The following is a 20,224-nucleotide window of genomic DNA, read 5'->3' as shown; positions in this document are numbered from 1 at the left end:
GAATGAAATATTGTAAATTAGCGATTATTTATTTCTGTAGAACAGTTTTAAAAGTGTTCTGGATTGTTCCAGTGAAAAAAAATAGAATATTTTTATCTTCCGACAGAGGCAGCGGAATACGTTGCAACCCATTGTATATTTTCAAATATATGCAGAAAGAATATTCTGGTGAATTTGAATATATCTGGGAATACGATGGTGAATATGATGCTGCAGATACTAGATGTGTAAAACCCAAAAGCTTAACAGGAATATATTATCAGCTGACGTCTAAAGTGCTTATCAGCAATGATGGATTTGGGAGCTTTTTGCCGAAAAGAAAACAGCAAATTTTTATAAATACTTGGCATGGAGGCGGCGCATATAAAAAAAGCGGGGTTGATTTTGTTACAGATCAGCATCCGGTTGATTTGAAAATTAATAAAATCTGTGGTCAGAGAACGGATATTTTTATTTCTGGGTGTGAAAAGTTTTCGGAAGTGATGTCCACTGCAAAGATGGTTCCAAGGGAAAGATTTTTGGAATGTGGAATGCCAAGAAACGATATCCTTATTCGAGGTGCAGATTACGATGTTACAGAAAAAGTGAAGAAGTTTTTTGGAGTGGATAAAGATGTTAAATTAGTATTGTTTGCGCCTACTTATCGTGGCGAAGAGAATGAGGCAAGCTTTCATTCCCAGTTAGATGTTTCTAAGTGTGTGAATGCTTTAGAAAATAGGTTTGGCGGGAGATGGGTAATGCTCATGAGAAAACATCATTTTGTGAAAGATGTTAAAATACAAAATTGCATTGATGCAAGTGGATATCCAGATATGCAGGAATTACTGTATGCATGTGATGCTTTTATAACAGATTATTCTTCGGCAATTTGGGATTTTTCTCTGACATATAAGCCGGGATTTCTTTTTGTGCCAGATTTGGATGAATATCAAAAAGAAAGAAGTTTTTATACAGATCCTATGACTTGGGCATTTCCTTTGGCCTTGTCAAATGATGAATTATGCGAAAGAATAAAACAATTTGATGAGGCTAAAAACGAATTAAAAATTGATGAGCATCATGAGTTACTGGGAAATAAAGAAACTGGACGAGCTTGTGAGATAATTGCGGAGAAGATATATAAATTGACATTACAATAAGAGAACACCTTAGTGTCAAGTTAAAAAAGAACTATGATGATGCTGGCTTGGACAAATGGTGCAAGTTAGGAAAACAGCATATAGAAGCCATCATAGATATTTTTAAAGGAGTCAAGATATAGAACAGAATTAAAAATTCACAGTATCTGAATGTATTAAATAACAAATAAACGAAAGGATATGTTGTTTTTGCTTCTATAACCATCGCACATGAAAAGTATGGATAATTTTTATGATATAAATGATTTCATCGTCTTTTTGATGAGAAAGTGGAAAAGCTTTTTAATAATTGTAATATTATTGGCTGTTGGGTATGCCGGGAATCGTGGTATTGGATTGTTTAGGGAGTTTCTGAATCAATCAGGAGAGGTGGAAGAGAAAGTATATAGTGAGGATGAACCAGTTTGGAGTAAAGTTCTTGTCAATATTCAGATTGAGCCGGTTTATCAAAATGTAAATGGTGTTGTTGTAGATGAGACACAACGATATATTGAGGGATATCGAAAACTTGGTATTAACGAAAATGTTTTGGAAGAAATGTATGAGAACTGGTACGATGAAGAAGCGCAAGAAGTTCAGATAAGAAAGAAAAAACTACATGAATATGGCTATATACTTGATAAAGAATTGAAATATCCATATAAGAAAGTGGATTTTTGGGGACAGTTTCTTGTGGATGGTGTGGAATTAAATACTATTGCAAAAACGATAGGTGCAGATAACTCTTCAGAGCATATTATTACAATGGGATTCAAATCTTCAGACGAAGAGCTTGCAAAAAAAATTGCATATGATTATGCAAACAAAACAACTGAGTTAGTTAAGGATGAAATAGGAGAATTTGAGTATTCCATCTTAGGAGAAACAGTACTGTATGAATTGCCTGCAGCAAGTGCAGGAGCACAAACTACTCGTGTTGTTAACAATATAAGTTCAAATAGTAAGATTACTATGAAATATGTAATCATTCAGACTCTCAAAGGTCTTGTATGGGGAGGGGTGATTGGAGTTTTTGCTTCTATAATAGTGTTATTCTTTGCATATATGATGTCAAGAAAACTATATACAGTGAGTGATATAAAAAAATACAATTTGCCAATGTTAGGATTTGGTTTTTCATCTCGAAAAAAATGTAAGAAGTTCTGGGGAAAAGTTTATTGTATTTTAGAAGGGTATAAATGGGATTGCACTGGTACTTCTCAGCTTATAACAAGAATAGATAGTTATTTCGGTGATACCCAAAATGTTATTGTGGTTGGAACGAGTGGGGATCCGGAAATAAATGAGTTTGTAGAAAAATTGAATTTAAATACAAAAAAATACATTGTTTTTGAAAATGAATCGGATGTGTGCAAAATAATGCAGCAGACAGATAACGTAAAAGTGCTATTCCTTGAAAAATTTGGTAAATCACTAAAGTATGAAATAGAACAAAACATTAATTATTGGAATGAAAAAAATATTCCAATTTCTGGGATTATAGCAATAGATTAAAAAAGGATGATGACTTATTAAAACATATAATCTAATGATAGCTTTTACTGTCTTTTTTGCTTGGCTTTGGTGCGAAAGACAAAAGCAGATGACGAGTAATATGACAACAAAAAGCAGACGTAGTGTGCAAATACAGTGTTTGGTTTTTGCAATTTTAACGTTTCTTCCTATGTTTTTAATTAATTCTTTAATGAAAAACGTAGGTACGGATTATACGAATTATTATGTGTATTTTCAAAGAATAATATCTGGGCAAAACCAAGAAGTTGATTTTACATATAAATTAATATGTTTGATCTTGAACAAATTAGGACTTGGCTTTCAATGGGTATTTGTTATTTATTCTGCAATTTCTTATTCCTTACTAATTGCTTGTATAAAAAAGTATTCAAGTAACTATGCAGTAAGCTACTTAATGTTTTATTTAAATGGCTACTTTGCGACACTTGGATTACATCAGATTAGACAATTTGTCGCAGTTATGTTAGTGTTTTTGGGGTATTCTTATATATCATCAAAAGAACCGTTAAAGTATTTTGTATGTATAGGTTTGGCTTCAGCATTTCATTTTACAGCATTGATAATGATTCCATTTTATTGGATACTTGGTAAAAAATGGAGAAGTTCAGCTTATGTTATAGGTATAATTATATTATTGCCATTTAATCTATTTTATTCAGAAATAATGACGTGGTTATTTGCTACATTTTTACCTCGTTATTTGAATACGAATTTTGTGACTCGAGGCTTTCAAGTTACAGCTATGTATTTAGGATTGATATTGTTTCCACTGGTGATTAGTATTTTGTATGAAAAAATGGGCAATAGTAATATGGTTTTTAAGAACTGTATGTATATCAGTAGTATGATAGTTTTGGTTGGGAGCTGGCTTCCTGAGTATAAAAGATTTGTATATTATTTTTTTATTCCGAGTATTGTGTATGTTCCTCAATTATTGGAAGAAGATCAAAATCGAATCAGAAAGTGGATTTTTTACTCATTATTATTAGCATTTTACCTGTGGTATTTTGTGATGACATTTGATGTATGGTCTATTTCGCCATACCAAAGTATATTTAGTTAATTGATAAAAATAAAAAATATAGGAAGGAAGCATAATGCAAATTGCTTTAGTTAAATGAAGATGAAAAAGATTATTGTAGAGTATTTAAAAACATATAAAGAAAAGAAACTAACACAACAGATTGAGAATCTGATAAAAAATGAAACATTCGAAAATGTGGATAATGTTTTACCGGATAAAGTCGACAAAGTGGCTATTGTTACGAGTTATGTTGCAGCTCATGCGGGGGGGATGACTTCTATATTAAGAATAGGTACTGCATTGTGCAATGAGAACTTTGATGTGAAATATATTTCATTAAGTAGTCAAAGCAAAAAAGAGATCGAGGAAAATGCCCATATTAATTTAGAAAATTACAAAGGAATAATGGTCACAAAAGAAGCTGTAAATGATTGCTATGATGTAATAATTGCGACAGATTGGAAGTCGGTATATACAGTTACACGTATGAATGGATATAAGATGTATTTTGTTCAAGACTATGAACCATATTTTTGCGAAGATGGTGAAAGGTATATATTGGCAAAAAAGACTTATGAGCTTGGATTGCATATGGTAAGTCTTGGAAATTGGAATAAGCGAGAAATAGAGAGAAATGTCAATGTAGAAACTTTAATTGATTATATTGATTTTCCATATGAAAAAAGTGAGTATCATCTTGTGGAAAGAAATTATATGGAATATAACAAGAAAAAAGTGATTCATCTAGTAGTATATTTGAAAAAAGCTGGACGTAGATTGCCAACGCTTATTCCCTTGATGTTAAAAAAAGTGAAAGAAAAGCTGAAGAGAGATGGAATTAATCTCAAAATCTCTTTTTATGGCGGAATAGAAAAAATTCCAGCTGAGTTAGGAGAAAATCTAGGTAAATTATCAAAAGCTGAATTAATGGAATTATATAGTAAAGCAGATTTTGGAATGGTATCATCTATGACAAATATATCATTGGTTCCTTTTGAAATGTTGGCAACAGGGCTTCCGGTTATTGAATTTGCAGACGGAACTTTTCCATATTTCTTTGAAAAGGAATCTGCTATATTAACAACTTTTTCGGCTGATGATTTATATCACAAGATCAAGAAAAATATTGAACATCCAGACAACCTTAGAATTTTGCATGAAAATGCAATGGATTGTATGAAAGATCTTAGCTGGGAGAATACCGGAAAACAATTTGCTTATATTTTGAAACGACTTGTTTAGGAAGTGATTGGATACGATAATGAAAAAAAAGTCAATAGCTGTAAATGCATTGTTTAATATTTTTAAAACTTGTGCTTCAATTATATTTCCACTGATTACGTATCCATATGTGGTTAGAATCCTTGAAGTAAAAGATATGGGAAATATTGAGTTCTCGAGATCAATTATTAATTATGTGAATTTAATTGCGGGGCTGGGAATAGCAAATTATGCAATACGAGAAGGGGCGAAAATACGAGATAATAAAGTGAAGTTTTCAAATTTTGCAAATCAAATGTTTTCACTTAATCTGATAATGACATTCGTAGCGTTATTAGGGTTGACTATGGTGTATTATTTTACTCCGTATTTGCATAGTTATGGTAAAATTTTATCCATATTTAGCATAATTACTGTGGGAACAACCTTTGTTGTGGATTGGATTAATTCCATTTATGAGGATTTTGTATATATTACAATAAGAAACATCATTATTCAGTTTATCGCGCTTGTATTAATGTTAACACTGATTAAGAATAAAAATGATTATTTAGTATATGTAGGTATTTTAACATTTTCAAGTGTAGGTGCAGCCATTCCTAATTGGTTTTATATAAAGAAATACTGTAAGCTGAAATTTACATTTCATATTGAGTGGAAGAAACATATTAAACCGATTATGATGTTGTTTGCTATTAGCGTAGCCACAGTTATATATGTTAATGTTGATTCTACAATGTTAAATATTATGAAGGGGGCATATGATAATGGCCTTTATAGTGCGGCAGTAAAAATATATAACATTTTTAAAAATGTTGTTGCTGCAATAATAATAGTAACCGTACCGCGTCTTTCAGCATTAAGTGGAAAAGAAGACGCAAAAGAATCGAAAAGACTTATGAAATTAATATTTAATGTTGTATTGTCGATGGTTCTTCCTTTGTGTCTATTAAGTGGATTGTTGTCTAAGGAGATCATTATATTTATAGCAGGTGAGAAATATGTTTTAGCTGCTGGAGCTCTTAGAATTTTAAGTCTTTCCCTGGTCTTTTCCTCTATGGCTTCATTTATGACTACATCAGTTTTGCTCCCGAATGGAAAAGAGAAAGAGATTTTGAAAGCATCGATAACATCTGCTGTAGTAAATCTTTTGCTAAATTTTGTGATGATTCCTAAAATGAGTTTTATAGGCGCATCACTAACGACAATGATTGCTGAATTGGTTATGTTTCTAGTATCGTCTAAAGCAGCAAAGAAATACATTGATTTATCGGAAATGAAAAGAGATATCATGAAATATGTAATTAGTTGTAACGGAATTGTAATAGTATGGTTTCTAATCAGGTATTATTTCAATTTGAATGGTATTGTATATATTTTAACTGTTGGTATAATTGGCATGGTTATTTATGGCTTGGTTAATCTATATCTTTGGGATATTGATATAAAGAAAATTATTAGTAAATGCATAGTGGGAAGGAAGAAGAATGGTTAAAGTAAGCGTGATAATGCCAGTATATAATTCAGAAAAATACATACATACAGCTATTGAAAGCATTCTAAAACAAACTCTTTCGGACTGGGAATTATTGCTGATTGATGATGGATCTACTGACAGTAGTTTGCATATTTGCGAAAAATATGCTGGAGAAGACCCAAGAATTAAAGTGTTTCATCATGAGAATCATGGGATATCTTATACAAGAAATGTTGGAATTAGGCACGCTATCGGTGAATATGTGGCATTTATTGACAATGATGATGAATACTTGGAGGATTTACTGGATAGTGCTTATAGGAATGCAAAAGAGAATTCGTGTAAAGTTGTAAAATATGGATACAGAGTTGTTGAGGATTGGCATAACAATATTCAGGAAGGAAGAGTACGAACTTTTAGGAAGAGTGGAAAATTTGATTTAAATAGGTCATTTGAAGCAAAACAGTTTTATATGTTAAAAGAAGATGGCTTTTTTAATATGATATGGAATGGATTATATGAAAACAAATTCTTGAAATCGTCAGAATTATTGTTTGATGAAGAAGTGGTTAAGGGTTATGAAGACTGGATTTTTAATTATCAATTACTTGATATGTGTGAAAATATTTATGTCATGTCAGATGTAAAATATATTCATTATCAGAGAACATCTCATAGTACTTCGAGCAATTTTCATGTTAATCAGATTATTGGTGTTACAAAAGCAATGAAATCTGAAAAAAAGATGTTTGAAAAACTTAAAGGAAAAGTTAAGGGAGAACTTGATTGGAATAATCGAGCTATGGAATATTTGATTGAATTCTTGTTGCTATTTGAACGTCCGAAATGTGAATATAGTCTAAAAGAAGAATGTGAATATGTTAGAACTTTTCTTGAAGAAGAAGAAATGAAGGAATTAGGAAATAAAGTAGTTCGAAAAAAATTTCGAATGACTCAGAAAATGCTTTCTGTTTTAATTCATTTGAAATGGATCAGTACTATAGTGTATTTATCTAGAATTTATAATCATTATATAGTATATAAAAAGAAAAAAAGGTGATTGGGCTATGAATATTGCGGTGATTTTTGCAGGTGGAATAGGTAAGCGTATGAATAGTAGAGCATTACCTAAACAATTTTTGAAATTATATGGGAAAGAAATTATAATTTATACTCTAGAACATTTTGAAGATCATGAGCAGATTGATAAAATTGTTATAGCTTGTGTCGAAGAATGGATTCCATTTTTGAAAGAATTGGTTGAAAAATATTGTTTGAAGAAAGTGGCAAAAATCGTACCTGGCGGAATAACAGGACAGGATTCTATTTATGCTGGTTTAAAGGCGGCAGAAGAAATCGGTGATTCTGAAAACGATATTGTTTTAATACATGATGGTGTAAGACCGCTGATTAACGAAAAAATCATTACAGAATGTATTGAATGTGTTAGAGCAAATAAGAATGCAATTACAGTTGCACCTGCAATTGAAACCATCATTACTCTAAATGAAGATAAAATGATTCAAAATGTGTTAGAGCGTTCACAATGTTTGATGGCAAGAGCACCTCAATGTTTTTATCTTGAAGATATTATGAGGGCGCACGAAAACGCAATTAAGGCGGGGAAACATGATTTTATTGATTCAGCATCGATGATGCGCTATTATGGTCATAATCTATCGGTTGTTGAAGGACCTATGGAGAATATAAAGATAACAACTCCAATGGATTTTTATACGTTTAAGGGACTGTTTGAAGCAAGAGAACAGTCACAGCTTTTTGGTGATTAGAGCGAGGAGAAGTATGATGAACTGTGGATATACTATCATATTAGATGATATGCGTTTGCTAAAACAAGAAAATATTCCTTATGAAAAAATGCGTAATAAAACAATACTTGTTACGGGGGCAACAGGAATGCTTGCGGCATATGTCGTGCATTTTTGTATGTATTTGAATGAAACTGAGGGATATGGAATACGTGTGTTGGCATTGGTAAGAAATAAGGAAAAGGCGTTAGAAAAATTCTCAAAATATGAGAATGATTCAAATTTTGAATTTTTGGTACAGGATGTTTGTGATGAAATCAGATATGATGGTAGAATTGATTATATTATACATGCTGCAGGGAATGCAAGTCCGAGATATATTTTAGATGATCCGGTTGGGATTATTAAAGCGAATACAATTGGAACAATGAATGTAATGGAATTAGCCAGAAAGAATTCAGGAGTTCGTGTTGTGTATACTTCAACTAGAGAAGTATATGGAAAAATGCTAGATAACGTAGAGGCGATAGAAGAAGACATATTTGGCTGTCTTGACCCTATGGAACGTAGAGCATGTTATCCTGAAAGCAAAAGAATTGCTGAGAGCATTTTAAAGAGTTACTATTATCAGTTTGGAGTTGAGTCTGTAGTTCTTAGAATTGCTCATTCTTATGGACCGGGAATGATAATTAATAATGATGGACGCGTAATGGCAGATTTTATTTCAGATGTAGTGAACGAAAGAAATATTGTTTTGAAAAGTACTGGGGATGCAGTGAGAGCTTTTTGTTATATTACGGATGCAGTAAGTGCGATGTTTCTCACCATGCTGAATTCTCCATCAGGGGAAGCATATAATGTGGCAAATGAAAGAGAACCAAAGCCAATACGTGAAGTTGCACAAATGTTGGTTAGATTATTCCCAGAAAGAAAATTAAAAGTAATATTTGATATTCCAGAACAAATGAGTCTTGGCTATAGTAAAATGGGAAGAACTGTATTGTCAACTAAAAAGATAGAAGATTTAGGTTGGACGCCAAAAGTTTGTTTGGCTGAAGGTATGAAGAAAACCGTTTTAAGCTTTGCAAATTAAAAATGAGCATGTATTTTCATTGTAGGAGAAATACATTAAACATTTGAGTGATTGGGAAAAAGGTAAAATGAGAAAGAAGAATCATGAACAGATAAGTAAAAATATATTATATAGACTGGAAACTAGAAAAAGCATAATATATGCAAGTATTATTTATCTTGTGTTATCTGCTGTATTACTTGCGGGTTTAGTTCGTGTTGTATTGCCAAACAGTAAAGGGGAGAAGCTTCTGTTGACAAATTTTTCAACGGATAATTCTATTTCAATTGAATCATTGGGTAATAGTATCCATCAAGATATCACAGGGATTGAGGGGGAAATATATCGTATACAAATACCTATTAAGTGCAAGAACGCAAATCCAGATAGTAAGATTTTGATTAGCATAAAAATAAACGACGAAATAATACAGGAAGAAGAAATAGTATTTGAAAATTCGGATCAAGAGGCTGTTACGATTATTTTTACAACGCCTGTGACTGTAGAGAGAGATGACGTTATTTCGATTTGCATTAATCATAATGAAGAGTATATAGACGGAACGGCTTCATTTATATTATCACAATGGAATATAGATCAAATAAAGCTGTATGAAGATGATTCGAAAATGGAGTATGAGATTGCAACATATATTAGTGGCATTGCTTCAAGTAATATGGTATATCTTTACCTTCTTGTTTATTTGATCCTCTCTATTGTGTATGCCATAATATGTTATGGAATAATGAAAAAAAAGTGGAAAATAGAAACATTGTTTGTTATTATTTGTACTGTTTTTGGGGTATTGTATACTGTTTTTTGGAGTCCGTATGCATGTCCTGATGAACATTTTCATGTAGGGACTGCATATTATTATGCAAGTGAGTTGTTAGGAGAGCCTACCGTAGATGAAGAGGGAAATATTCTTGTGCGTGAATGCGATTTATACTTTACACCGAATGAAATCACTACAAGACAGTATTCATATAATTTGATATTTAGTTCACCATTTTTCAATGAAGATACAAATAAAGAGTTTGTTTCATTAAGATGTTCATTATTGGGTGGAGTACCACCTTTTGCCTATATACCACAAATAATTGGTATATGTATTGCTAGAATCTTAAGATTTAGTAATGTTAGTTTGTTATTGCTGGGACGATTGCTAGCGCTAATCAGTTATATGGTTTTTGGGTATTACTCGATAAAACTGATACCTTTTGGTAAGAGAGCATTAATGATTTTAATGTTGGGACCGACAGCAATTCAAGCCGCAGCTTCTTTTTCATATGACAGCATGTTAAATAGTTGTGCTTTTTTGTTTATTGCATATACTCTATATCTGGCTTATGAAAAGAAACAGACTAAAATAGGGGATTGGGTAGTACTTGCCTTAACGAGTATTTGCTTTACCCCGATAAAAGTGGTATATATCTTATTGGTATTTTTGATTATATTAATTCCTAATAATAAAATATCTCAAAATTCGATGAAGGCATATGGAGTAAAAATTGCATTGTTATTAATGAACGTTTTAACATTAATTTGGGGCAGGCAAGAAACGGTACAAAGCATGGCTAATAGCTACGTTAATGAAGATGGAGTTGCTGGATATACATTGAGTACTATAGTGAGTAATCCTTTAAAGACTATTGTTTTATGGGCGAATACTATTCGTGAGAGGAGTGTATTTTATTTAGAACAGGTTTTTGGGGGATATAAATCTTATAGTAAAATTGAGATATCGCTATTAGTGATTGTAGGTTTTTATATTTTATTAACATTAGCATTAGTAATAAAGGAAAATGAAACCATTCCTAGTTTTAAAGAAAAAGCTTTGTTCAGTGTAATAAGTTTAGGCATATTCTGTTTGATTTTATTAGGATTTAATTTGGCAAAAGATTGCACGAATATTTTATCACCATGTATATATGGAGTGCAGGGACGGTATTTTTTACCATTTCTTCCACTAGTATTTATTTGCTTGCAGACTCGAAGTATTGTTGTAAAAAAAGATATTACCGGTCAATTGGCAATAGGTGTATTTTGCTTACAATTCTTAACTGTCTGTACGATATTTGAAACTGTTATAGCAAGATAATCGCACTAAAAAATTCAGAAATTGTGTGATAAAATGAATAACTTATAAAATAAAATCCGTAATAAATATTTCTGATATAATAAAAAGGGTGAAGAGGTGCAAAAAATGAATACAGGTGAAAAGCATACATTTGTAATATGTGCTTATAAAAAAAGTAATTATTTGGAAAAGTGTATTCAGTCCTTGAAAAATCAGACTGTAAAAAGTCAGATTATTATGATTACGTCAACTCCGAACGAGTTTATCAGTAATCTGGCACAGAAATATAGTATTCCATTGTATATTAATGAAGGACAAGGTGGTATTGTGCAGGATTGGAATTTTGGATACCATCTGGCAACAACGACGTATATAACTCTAGCACATCAGGACGATGTGTATTTTGAAAACTATACTGAAGAAATGTTAAGATGTATGGCAAAGAAGAAAAGACCGTTAATATACTTTACAAATTATGCTGAAATAAGAAATGGAGTCAAAGTTACACAAAATCAGTTGTTAAATATAAAAAGATTCATGTTGAGTCCATTGCAAGTGCGATTCTTTCAGAATAGTAGATTTGTAAGAAGAAGAATTTTATCATTAGGATGTCCTATCTGTTGCCCGTCAGTGACATTCGTACGTAATAATCTTCCTGAAACAGTTTTTCAAACCGGATTTCGTTCTTGTGAAGATTGGGAAGCATGGGAGATGCTTTCTAGAGTGAAAGGCTCTTTTATTTACAATAAAAGGATTCTGATGGGACATCGTATTCATGAAGATTCAGAGACAAGCCATATCATTCAAGATAATGAAAGGGTAAAAGAAGATTTTGTTATGTATTGCAAATTCTGGCCAAAGTGGCTGGCGAAGATATTAGTTAAATTATATTCAAGTGGTGAGAAATCTAATGAGTTATAACAAGAGTACGATGAAAAAGCTGATTATTATACCAGCTTTTAATGAAGAAGTTAATATTGAAAGAACTGTTGAAAATATAAAGAAAGATGCGCCGGGATTTGACTATGTCATTATTAATGACTGCTCTACTGATTCAACAAGAAAGATATGCGAAGAAAAAGGATATCGTGTTGTAAATCTCCCAATTAACTTAGGAATAGGGGGAGCTGTTCAGACAGGGTATAAATATGCACTACGTCATGATTACGATGTGGTTGTGCAAGTTGATGGTGATGGGCAACATGATCCGAAATATTTAGAAATGATGTTTGATGAATTGTGCGATAAGGAACTTGATATGGTAATTGGATCAAGATTTATTGCCAAAGAAGGATTTCAGTCATCAATGATACGTAGAGTCGGAATTATTTATTTTACAAAACTTATAAAACTTTTGACGGGAGTAACTATAACTGATCCGACATCTGGACTTAGAATGGTAAATCGAAAGGTCATTGAGATGTTCGTAAAGGATTATCCAAAGGATTATCCAGAACCAGAAAGCGTTGTTGCAATAATAAAAAGAGGATGTGATGTCAGAGAAATACCAGTAATTATGAAACAAAGACAAGGTGGTGTGTCTTCGATATCTCCATTCAAATCAGTATATTATATGATTAAAGTAACACTTGCAATTGTTATAGAAAAGATACGTTAGAGGGAATGAAAAATGATGACGATAAGACTTCAGATAATAGTAGTTGTGTTAATGATTTTGAGTTTTGTGTTTATTATTAATTTAGTTAGAAAAAAACAAATTGAATTGAAATATGCATTGATGTGGCTGATAGTTGGAGGAATCGTGTTGGTGATGGACTGCGTCCCGAAGTTAATGGACGTTCTCGCTGCGCAGTTAGGAATTGCATCACCGGTTAATATGCTCTTTTTTCTGGGATTTTGTTTTTCGTTAGTTATTATATTTATTCTGACGATTGTAGTATCACGATTATCAGTTCGTATTAAAAATCTTGCACAGGAGATTGCTTTATATGAAAAAGATGAATAGTATAGCACGCCAGTTTCAAAAGAATTTCCTGTGGAATTTGGCGGGAAGTACGTTAAATTCTTTAACCTCAATATGATCGTTGTGACCAGAATAAACGGGCTAGAAATGGCTGGAGTTTGTATTTTTATGGCTAAGAAAGTTGCATTTGCTTGGGCTTTTTGCAAAAATTTACTGTAAAGGAAATTAGTGAGGATATGAAGAACAGTAGTAGAATTTTTTATTATGATTTATTAAATATTACTGCGAGTTTTTGTGTTGTGGCAATGCATTGCAATGGAATCGTACATTATTATTCCGATTCGATGGCATGGAAACAGGCCTTAATGGTAGAAGTACTGGCTTATTGGGCAGTACCAATCTTTTTTATGATATCTGGCGCAACTTTGATGAACTATCGCAGCAAGTATTCAACATATGTTTTTATAAAAAAGAGAGTATTAAAAACTTTGATACCGTTTTGTATATGGAGTATGATTGCATGTTTTTATAAGTGTATAACAGGAGTTATAGATATTGGTAGTCTTTCAGTGAATGAATTCCTTTCAATGTTTTTAACAAGTAAATTTGAGAATATATACTGGTTTTTTTTGCCACTATTTGCGGTATATATGTGTATACCGGTTTTGACATGTCTGATTGAGAAATCAGAGAAATATTTATGGTATATGTTTGGAGCTGGAATTATTACAATATCGATTTTACCGTTTTTGTGTAAAGTTTTTAGTGTTGAGTTTAATTCGGCACTAAGTTTTCCTTTGACGGGAGGATATATAATTTTTGTAATAGAAGGTTATCTACTGTCTAAAGTTGAGTTTTCGAAACGAACGAGATTAGTAATTTATGTGTTGGGGATCATAGGAATATTGGCAAGGTATGGAGGGACATTGTATTTATCCCAACGATATAATGAAATAAACAGAATATTCTGGGGATATTTGAATTGGCCTTCTGTGGCATTGGCAACTGCAGTCTTTGTATTTTTTAAATATAATAATTGGGATTCATTGAAACGTAATGAAAAAATGTATAATGTGATAGTACAGATTGCTAGTGCTAGTTTTGGAATATATCTTACGCATATTTTTGTTTTACATATGTTAAGTGATTTTTGTGGTATAAATACTAATGTGTGGCAGTGGAGAACTATTGGTGTTTTAATAGTATATGTAGTGTCATTATTAATCGTAAAAGTTTTGCAAAGAATACCGATTATAAAAATTATTATTCCATAAAAGCTTTCGGTATGTTGTACCAGTGTGCTGGCATGTTGATATTTAGCTAAATATTTTTGGCTATTATTGTCGTTCTCTGGTATAATATATAAAAGGCGGTGATTTCCTATGGCAAGACCCCCAAAGTTTAAAATAGAATTTATGGATGAGCAATTAAAAAGCTTAAAATCTGTCATCCGAAATAATAAAACATCGTTTGACACGAAGAATCGAAAATATTGCGAAGCTTCATGAAGTGTTAGCTGCGTGGGAGGCCGAGCACAATACAATCGCAGCAAAAGTTAATTGGCAGTTTTACTTGCCTATTTTCTTGATAGCACTACTTTCCAAGCCTCAACGTAGCCATCACTACATCTGTGTTTGGGAAGCAACACTCTCAGAATTATTCTGCGTCAAACTATCAAAAACTTAATTTTCGTTATACTAGTGCGTTGACAAGTTGTAAATTATGGCAATATGTTATGATAAAAGAAAAGGCAAGGTGATTCTATGTCCAGAAAAAAACCATATAATTCTTTTATCAGATGAGGATAAAAAGATACATAATGCTACTATTCATAATAAAATACATGCAAAACGACAATTTAGTGTTGCTAAATAGTATTAGTACTTGATGACAATGCCTCGAATCATTTTACACAAATGTAGATCGCTAAAACCTTTGGTGTCAGCAAAGCCTCATGGATGGTATTGCGAGAACTGTGGACACTTGATGCGATATCGAGATTAGAATAGTTGAGACTCTTAGACTCTTAAACCTTAGAATTTCGCGATAATCTACCATGGTTATCGTCCTCCTGTAAATGATAGTCACACAAAATGTGTGATATTCTCATTATAGAAGTAAAAAACCGGAGTGTTCAACAGACCGGAATAGATGCACTGAGCGGGCGGAAGCAGTGCACTAAATGACCGTGCAGCATGTTCACATTAAGCGGTATATACAGTGCGAAACAGAGCTATGTAGGGTTCAAACAGAGATTTTGATGAGGTTTTGATACGAATTATCTTGCATAACAGTAAGTTTTTTCTTATCATAAGAGTTGCATAACAATGCGGAGTGAATGTTTAAAGGACAGGCAACCATATATTAGGGTGAGACCCTGCACTAGCGTTGTTTCGCAACACTTGGGTATGAGAGAGAAAGAACGAACTGTGGTCAAGGGTGTTCTGTCTCTTTTCCTATTGGTAACGAAAAGACTATATGGTAAAGGAAGAGAATGGTCAATAGGGCAGATAAAAATGTGCTGTAAAAAACATCATGTTAGGATAGATGATATGAAGGAGATGCCGGATTAACCTGCGGTAAAGCCGCCGTAGGTGGGAACTATAATTCGACACGTGACAATAAAAACCTCCTGTGAATTTGTAGTTATTAAACTGACATTGATCTGTCATCTGGAAAAATCGAGTCGACTTGGGGAGAGATAAGTTTATGGGCTACTGTAATTCGCCATTCATTGATGCCCTAACGGCTGACCGACAACATATAGATATGCGAGGTTGTCGCTATATAGTCCCGCCACTTACCTCCATGTATTCTGTAGTATGTTAATCTTATAAAAGAATTATATCAGAAGTAAATAGAATAAAAAGCGAAAAGCAGGACAGGATTTCATAACCGCATTGGTGCCTTTCGCAGAAAGGTGAAAATAGATATGAAAGAGAGTCTTATGAAAAAGAATTTTATCTGGAATATTTTAGGCGTGACATGTAATGCATTTCTGTCTTTTTTCCTTATGATTATTGTTACAAGAGTAAATGGCATAGAAGATGCAGGTGTTTTTACGTTTGCATTTTCTTTTGCATGTCTGCTATTTACAATCGGTATTTTTGCGGGAAGAACATTTCAAGTAACAGATAATCAAAATTATTCAAATAAAGATTATATTTTTCATAGATTTTTATGTGTGTTGCTTATGCTGTTAGCGGCCTTGATCTATGTTTTTACACAGAATTATAGTAGTTATAAATTGCAGATAGTTTTACTTCTTTGTATATTGAAAGCGCAGGAGGCATTCTGTGATACTATATACGGAATTTTTCAAATTAAAGGTAATTTATATAAAGCCGGTATATCTATGTTTTTAAAAGCAGTAATTAGTATTATTGGATTTTTATTTGTGGATTTATTCAGTAGAAATATGGTGCTTTCGTGTGTTGTAATGAATGTAATCTGGGCTATTATTTTTGCTTTTTATGATATCAAGAATTTAAATTCAGAGAAACAGAATGAAGTTCTTCAGATAATACATGGATTCAAACTGTTTGATCGTGGAAAGTATGCGTTCTTTTTTAATTTTTTGTCGATTTATATTGTGAATGCACCGAAATATACAATGGATGGATGTGTATCAAGTGAAGTACAAGCTGTTTTTGGGATTATTTTAATGCCTGCGACATTAGTTAGTTTATGTGGACAATATATATTGAATCCTTTTTTAAAAATGATGAAAGATGCATATTATCAAAAGAATAAGAATGCATTCAGAAGAATAGTTAGAAAAATGGTTTTTGCGTTGGTGGTATTAGGCGGAATGGCAGTTTTGGTAATGATAGTTTTTGGAATTGATCTGTTATCTATGGTATATAGTGTAGAGCTGCGAGAGTATTTGCAGAATTCGATTTGGATTTTGGTAGGGGGCACGCTATATGCAGTTACTATAATTTTCTCAACGGCGCTTACAACTTTGCGAAAGACTTTTATACAATTTGCAATTAATCTCATTGTAGCTGCTATAGGGTTGCTAGGCTCTGAATTTATGATAAAAACATGGGGACTAAATGGAGCAACTGGAATTTATTGTTTAATTATGCTTTCTCAGTGTGTTATGTACATAGGTGTGTATAGATATTATTTAAAAAGAGAATTTTGTTTATAATCATAAGGAGAAGTAGACGATGGCAATCAACAAAAATACAGATTTTTCGAAATGGAATTCTAAAGAGAGTTGTTTCAAAAAATATGATAATGTTTCAACGAAACTTATATATGGCAAACATAATAATCGGGCAAAAGTATCCATTATTATTCTGTCATACAGAAGGGTTGAAGGGCTGATTAATGCATTGGAGAGTGCGCTAGATCAAGATTATGATGATATATATGAAATATTGGTCATGGATGATTCTGGAATGAAAACCGAGATAGATAGTGTTATGAAAGAATATTGTTCTAAGTACGATAACATTATTTATTATCGACATGTTGAAAATATTGGAGAACCGGGTAATTGGAATAGATCTTGTGAAATCTGCAAAACCCCATGGTATTGTTTATTACATGATGATGACAGAATGAAAAGAAATTATCTTTCTGAAATGATGAAGGTCGTAAACAGAACGAAGAATGAATATGGATTAATTGGAGTATATGTGGATTTTGATGATCAAAGAAAGGCTAAACCGGAAAAAGGGAGAATTCGAAAAATATTTGAAGGCTTGATCAATTTATTTTTGATTTTACGTAAAGGAAGAATTATACCAATTACTCTGAAAGATAATATGAGAGATATATATGCTATATCAACATGTTTATTTTTAAATAAAGAAAAGGTTATGAAAGTTGGTGGTTCAGAAGATGCATATTTCCCAAATTCAGATTCTGTTTTTAATTCGAAAATGAATTATTATTATAAAATCGGGTTTTTACCTCAAGTACTTGCTACAAGAGGTGTGTATGATAATCAATCATTGAAACAGGAAGTGTGTAATAATGCAATAAGAGCTTCTTACTATCATACATATGAGATGGCCAAAACTTTGAACTTTAAAGATGGTAAGGCGAGGAGAAAAGCTTCTGTATGTGCCGTTATTCATGAAATAATGGTTAGAGGATATAATAATATTAATTATGGGTTTATAAAACAAGAACTGGGAATGAAGAAAATATATAATAATAAGCTGATTATTTTTCTGATAAATTTGTATAGTAAGTTCTGTTGGGGGAAATTGTTGTTTAGGAAAGGATAGATAAATGAAAAAAGTATTAAACGTTTTGTATCAGAGTAATGATAATTATGCTGATTTAACGGGAGTGTCAATGACCTCTCTTTTCATCAATAATAAACATCTGGATGAAATAAATGTGTACATTTTAAATGATAATATTTCCAAAATAAACTTAAAAAAAATGCAAGTACTTGCAAATCAATATCAAAGAAAGTTAATAATAGTTGGTACGGATCATATTATGAAAAAATTGAAACAGTTAAATGTTGAACCATATAAAAATACCTATACCACATATTTTAAACTTTTTGGGGTCGGTGAGATACATAACAACACAGATAGAATTTTGCAGTTGGATGGTGATACCATTATAAATGGACCATTGGATGAATTGTTGAAAATGGATCTGGAGGGGACTGTTTGTGCAGCAACGTACGATTGTATTTTGAATGAATATAAAAGCTTGGTTGATATACCACAGAATGACAAATATTATAATTGTGGTGTGCTTTTGATTAATACAGAGTTTTGGAGAGAGTATAAATGTGAAGAAAAAATAATATATCATTTATCTCATGTGAGAAATAAGTATTTTACTGTTGATCAGGATATTATCAATGTGTTATTTAGAAATAAGATAAAGTATTTACATTTGAAATATAATTTTAATAGTGGATTTTATATATACGGTATTGAAGGATCAATTAAAATATATAATCTTAAGGATGAATACTTTAGTACTAGAAAACAAATTGAAGAAGCATATAAATCGCCGATTATTTATCATTGTATGGGGGCAATGACCGGAAGACCGTGGGAAAAAGGTAGTATTCATCCTCAAAATGATATATATAACCGCTATTTGAAGCAATCGCCGTGGAAAGATGATGAAAAAAAAGTTGTTCATCGCGGGATGATTTTTAAAATACAAAGGATTCTATACTTGTTTTTGCCAAGATGCATATATAATCCCATTCATAGATTTATTTTAAAAAGATATTTAACTAATATGAATAGACAATTATTAAATAGAATGAATGAATAATTGGGAAAACATGGACGACAAAATCAGCAATTATGGTAGAAAAGCGTGTCAAATATATAGAAATATTAAAATTATTTGGGATGCATTTTATATACGTTGGCAATTATGAAAACGCAGCAGAGTTCTTGCACAAATTTGTTTTTGTTAAAGGTCTGCAGAGTATAAAAAGTGTCGGAGTCATATGAGATTAGCATAAACGCTGGTATTTCGAATGTATGCTGACAATCCATTCACCGTTACATTAGTGGCATTTGTACATACTGTTTTCTCATTCATCATTTTCTCTTCAAGCTTGCTTACATATGGGAGACATTTCTTGAAAAAAGTATTTACAGAACTCTTATATGTTTCCTTTAGAAAGTAAGCGCCAAATATTCCTGCGGATTTCCTGATCCTCAAGTTTTGCCTATAATTGTAGTCGATAGATATTTAGACTATTTCACTACAATTATGGAGGATAGGTTATGGCAGGTACTAGCAGAGCCCGTGTCCCGATGGCGGAACAGATCAGGCTTATCAATGAATGCCGCCAGAGCGGCATGACAGATGCTGACTGGTGTCGTGAGAACGACATTGCAGTAAGCACTTTTTACAACTGGGTCAGCCGCTGTCGGAAAGCAGCAGCGGATCAGATCCCACCACCGAATTATGGTCATCTTGAGGTTCCCCGCCCGAAACAGGACGTGGTTCCCATTGGCATTGTTCCGGATCACATTTCGGAACAGCATACAGC

Annotated in this window: 18 protein-coding genes; all 18 read left to right on the top strand. The window is 32.3% G+C overall.

Annotated features, from left to right (window positions below):
• Positions 1-2: 2 nt before the first annotated feature.
• Entirely contained in the window at positions 3-1,139 is a 1,137-nt protein-coding gene (locus tag ACTNBF_RS00090) for a CDP-glycerol glycerophosphotransferase family protein (protein ID WP_427819736.1), read from the top strand.
• Between the two features lie 210 nt (positions 1,140-1,349).
• A complete protein-coding gene (locus ACTNBF_RS00085) occupies positions 1,350-2,633 on the top strand; it encodes a hypothetical protein (RefSeq protein WP_441088562.1) in 1,284 nt (427 codons plus the stop codon).
• Positions 2,634-2,667: 34 nt separating this feature from the next.
• Positions 2,668-3,717, top strand: a complete 1,050-nt coding sequence (locus ACTNBF_RS00080; RefSeq protein WP_441088561.1) for an EpsG family protein — start codon at positions 2,668-2,670, stop codon at positions 3,715-3,717.
• Between the two features lie 60 nt (positions 3,718-3,777).
• Positions 3,778-4,920: a glycosyltransferase family protein gene (locus tag ACTNBF_RS00075; protein WP_427819733.1), complete on the top strand. Its 1,143-nt coding sequence runs from the start codon at positions 3,778-3,780 to the stop codon at positions 4,918-4,920.
• Positions 4,921-4,939: 19 nt separating this feature from the next.
• Positions 4,940-6,394 (top strand): flippase, encoded by a 1,455-nt coding sequence (locus ACTNBF_RS00070; RefSeq protein ID WP_441024542.1) that lies wholly within the window; start codon positions 4,940-4,942, stop codon positions 6,392-6,394.
• On the top strand, positions 6,387-7,436 hold the full coding sequence (locus tag ACTNBF_RS00065) for a glycosyltransferase family 2 protein (protein WP_427819731.1): 1,050 nt from the start codon (positions 6,387-6,389) through the stop codon (positions 7,434-7,436). The genes ACTNBF_RS00070 and ACTNBF_RS00065 overlap by 8 nt, the downstream gene beginning before the upstream one ends.
• 7 nt (positions 7,437-7,443) lie before the next feature.
• Entirely contained in the window at positions 7,444-8,166 is a 723-nt protein-coding gene (gene ispD, locus ACTNBF_RS00060; protein ID WP_427819730.1) for a 2-C-methyl-D-erythritol 4-phosphate cytidylyltransferase, read from the top strand.
• Between the two features lie 13 nt (positions 8,167-8,179).
• Positions 8,180-9,238, top strand: a complete 1,059-nt coding sequence (locus tag ACTNBF_RS00055) for an NAD-dependent epimerase/dehydratase family protein (protein WP_427819729.1) — start codon at positions 8,180-8,182, stop codon at positions 9,236-9,238.
• A 67-nt stretch (positions 9,239-9,305) separates the two neighbouring features.
• Positions 9,306-11,318 carry a DUF2142 domain-containing protein gene (locus ACTNBF_RS00050; protein ID WP_441088560.1) on the top strand — a complete coding sequence of 671 codons (2,013 nt, stop codon included), beginning with the start codon at positions 9,306-9,308 and terminating at the stop codon, positions 11,316-11,318.
• A 105-nt stretch (positions 11,319-11,423) separates the two neighbouring features.
• Positions 11,424-12,218: a glycosyltransferase gene (locus ACTNBF_RS00045; RefSeq protein WP_427819727.1), complete on the top strand. Its 795-nt coding sequence runs from the start codon at positions 11,424-11,426 to the stop codon at positions 12,216-12,218.
• Between the two features lie 10 nt (positions 12,219-12,228).
• Positions 12,229-12,915, top strand: coding sequence for a glycosyltransferase family 2 protein (locus ACTNBF_RS00040; protein ID WP_427819726.1), 687 nt, complete (start codon positions 12,229-12,231; stop codon positions 12,913-12,915).
• A 12-nt stretch (positions 12,916-12,927) separates the two neighbouring features.
• The gene (locus ACTNBF_RS00035; RefSeq protein WP_427819725.1) at positions 12,928-13,263 is read left to right on the top strand and encodes a DUF2304 domain-containing protein; all 336 of its coding nucleotides are present in this window, start codon (positions 12,928-12,930) and stop codon (positions 13,261-13,263) included.
• Positions 13,264-13,457: 194 nt separating this feature from the next.
• The gene (locus tag ACTNBF_RS00030) at positions 13,458-14,495 is read left to right on the top strand and encodes an acyltransferase (RefSeq protein ID WP_441024538.1); all 1,038 of its coding nucleotides are present in this window, start codon (positions 13,458-13,460) and stop codon (positions 14,493-14,495) included.
• Between the two features lie 1,134 nt (positions 14,496-15,629).
• Positions 15,630-15,794, top strand: coding sequence for a hypothetical protein (locus tag ACTNBF_RS00025; protein ID WP_441088559.1), 165 nt, complete (start codon positions 15,630-15,632; stop codon positions 15,792-15,794).
• Between the two features lie 359 nt (positions 15,795-16,153).
• A complete protein-coding gene (locus ACTNBF_RS00020) occupies positions 16,154-17,377 on the top strand; it encodes a lipopolysaccharide biosynthesis protein (RefSeq protein WP_427819723.1) in 1,224 nt (407 codons plus the stop codon).
• A 19-nt stretch (positions 17,378-17,396) separates the two neighbouring features.
• Complete coding sequence (locus ACTNBF_RS00015) at positions 17,397-18,467, top strand: glycosyltransferase family 2 protein (protein WP_427819722.1); 1,071 nt, start codon at positions 17,397-17,399, stop codon at positions 18,465-18,467.
• Between the two features lie 4 nt (positions 18,468-18,471).
• On the top strand, positions 18,472-19,491 hold the full coding sequence (locus ACTNBF_RS00010) for a glycosyltransferase family 8 protein (protein ID WP_427819721.1): 1,020 nt from the start codon (positions 18,472-18,474) through the stop codon (positions 19,489-19,491).
• A 464-nt stretch (positions 19,492-19,955) separates the two neighbouring features.
• A partial coding sequence (gene tnpA / locus ACTNBF_RS00005) for an IS66 family insertion sequence element accessory protein TnpA (protein WP_441088558.1) occupies positions 19,956-20,224 on the top strand: 269 nt, incomplete at its 3' end.

The organism is Bariatricus sp. HCP28S3_A4 (assembly GCF_052066395.1).
Taxonomy (GTDB): domain Bacteria; phylum Bacillota; class Clostridia; order Lachnospirales; family Lachnospiraceae; genus Allocoprococcus.
Note: the sequence above shows the minus strand (reverse complement) of the source record. Positions and strands in the feature narration are given on the sequence as shown.

What these genes read in the sequence shown, in the direction of transcription:
- ACTNBF_RS00090 (WP_427819736.1), top strand. Translation starts at nt 3, where the DNA reads ATGAAATATTGTAAATTAGCGATTATTTATTTCTGTAGAACAGTTTTA.
- ACTNBF_RS00085 (WP_441088562.1), top strand. Translation starts at nt 1,350, where the DNA reads ATGAAAAGTATGGATAATTTTTATGATATAAATGATTTCATCGTCTTT.
- ACTNBF_RS00080 (WP_441088561.1), top strand. Translation starts at nt 2,668, where the DNA reads ATGATAGCTTTTACTGTCTTTTTTGCTTGGCTTTGGTGCGAAAGACAA.
- ACTNBF_RS00075 (WP_427819733.1), top strand. Translation starts at nt 3,778, where the DNA reads ATGAAAAAGATTATTGTAGAGTATTTAAAAACATATAAAGAAAAGAAA.
- ACTNBF_RS00070 (WP_441024542.1), top strand. Translation starts at nt 4,940, where the DNA reads ATGAAAAAAAAGTCAATAGCTGTAAATGCATTGTTTAATATTTTTAAA.
- ACTNBF_RS00065 (WP_427819731.1), top strand. Translation starts at nt 6,387, where the DNA reads ATGGTTAAAGTAAGCGTGATAATGCCAGTATATAATTCAGAAAAATAC.
- ispD (WP_427819730.1), top strand. Translation starts at nt 7,444, where the DNA reads ATGAATATTGCGGTGATTTTTGCAGGTGGAATAGGTAAGCGTATGAAT.
- ACTNBF_RS00055 (WP_427819729.1), top strand. Translation starts at nt 8,180, where the DNA reads ATGATGAACTGTGGATATACTATCATATTAGATGATATGCGTTTGCTA.
- ACTNBF_RS00050 (WP_441088560.1), top strand. Translation starts at nt 9,306, where the DNA reads ATGAGAAAGAAGAATCATGAACAGATAAGTAAAAATATATTATATAGA.
- ACTNBF_RS00045 (WP_427819727.1), top strand. Translation starts at nt 11,424, where the DNA reads ATGAATACAGGTGAAAAGCATACATTTGTAATATGTGCTTATAAAAAA.
- ACTNBF_RS00040 (WP_427819726.1), top strand. Translation starts at nt 12,229, where the DNA reads ATGAAAAAGCTGATTATTATACCAGCTTTTAATGAAGAAGTTAATATT.
- ACTNBF_RS00035 (WP_427819725.1), top strand. Translation starts at nt 12,928, where the DNA reads ATGATGACGATAAGACTTCAGATAATAGTAGTTGTGTTAATGATTTTG.
- ACTNBF_RS00030 (WP_441024538.1), top strand. Translation starts at nt 13,458, where the DNA reads ATGAAGAACAGTAGTAGAATTTTTTATTATGATTTATTAAATATTACT.
- ACTNBF_RS00025 (WP_441088559.1), top strand. Translation starts at nt 15,630, where the DNA reads ATGAGAGAGAAAGAACGAACTGTGGTCAAGGGTGTTCTGTCTCTTTTC.
- ACTNBF_RS00020 (WP_427819723.1), top strand. Translation starts at nt 16,154, where the DNA reads ATGAAAGAGAGTCTTATGAAAAAGAATTTTATCTGGAATATTTTAGGC.
- ACTNBF_RS00015 (WP_427819722.1), top strand. Translation starts at nt 17,397, where the DNA reads ATGGCAATCAACAAAAATACAGATTTTTCGAAATGGAATTCTAAAGAG.
- ACTNBF_RS00010 (WP_427819721.1), top strand. Translation starts at nt 18,472, where the DNA reads ATGAAAAAAGTATTAAACGTTTTGTATCAGAGTAATGATAATTATGCT.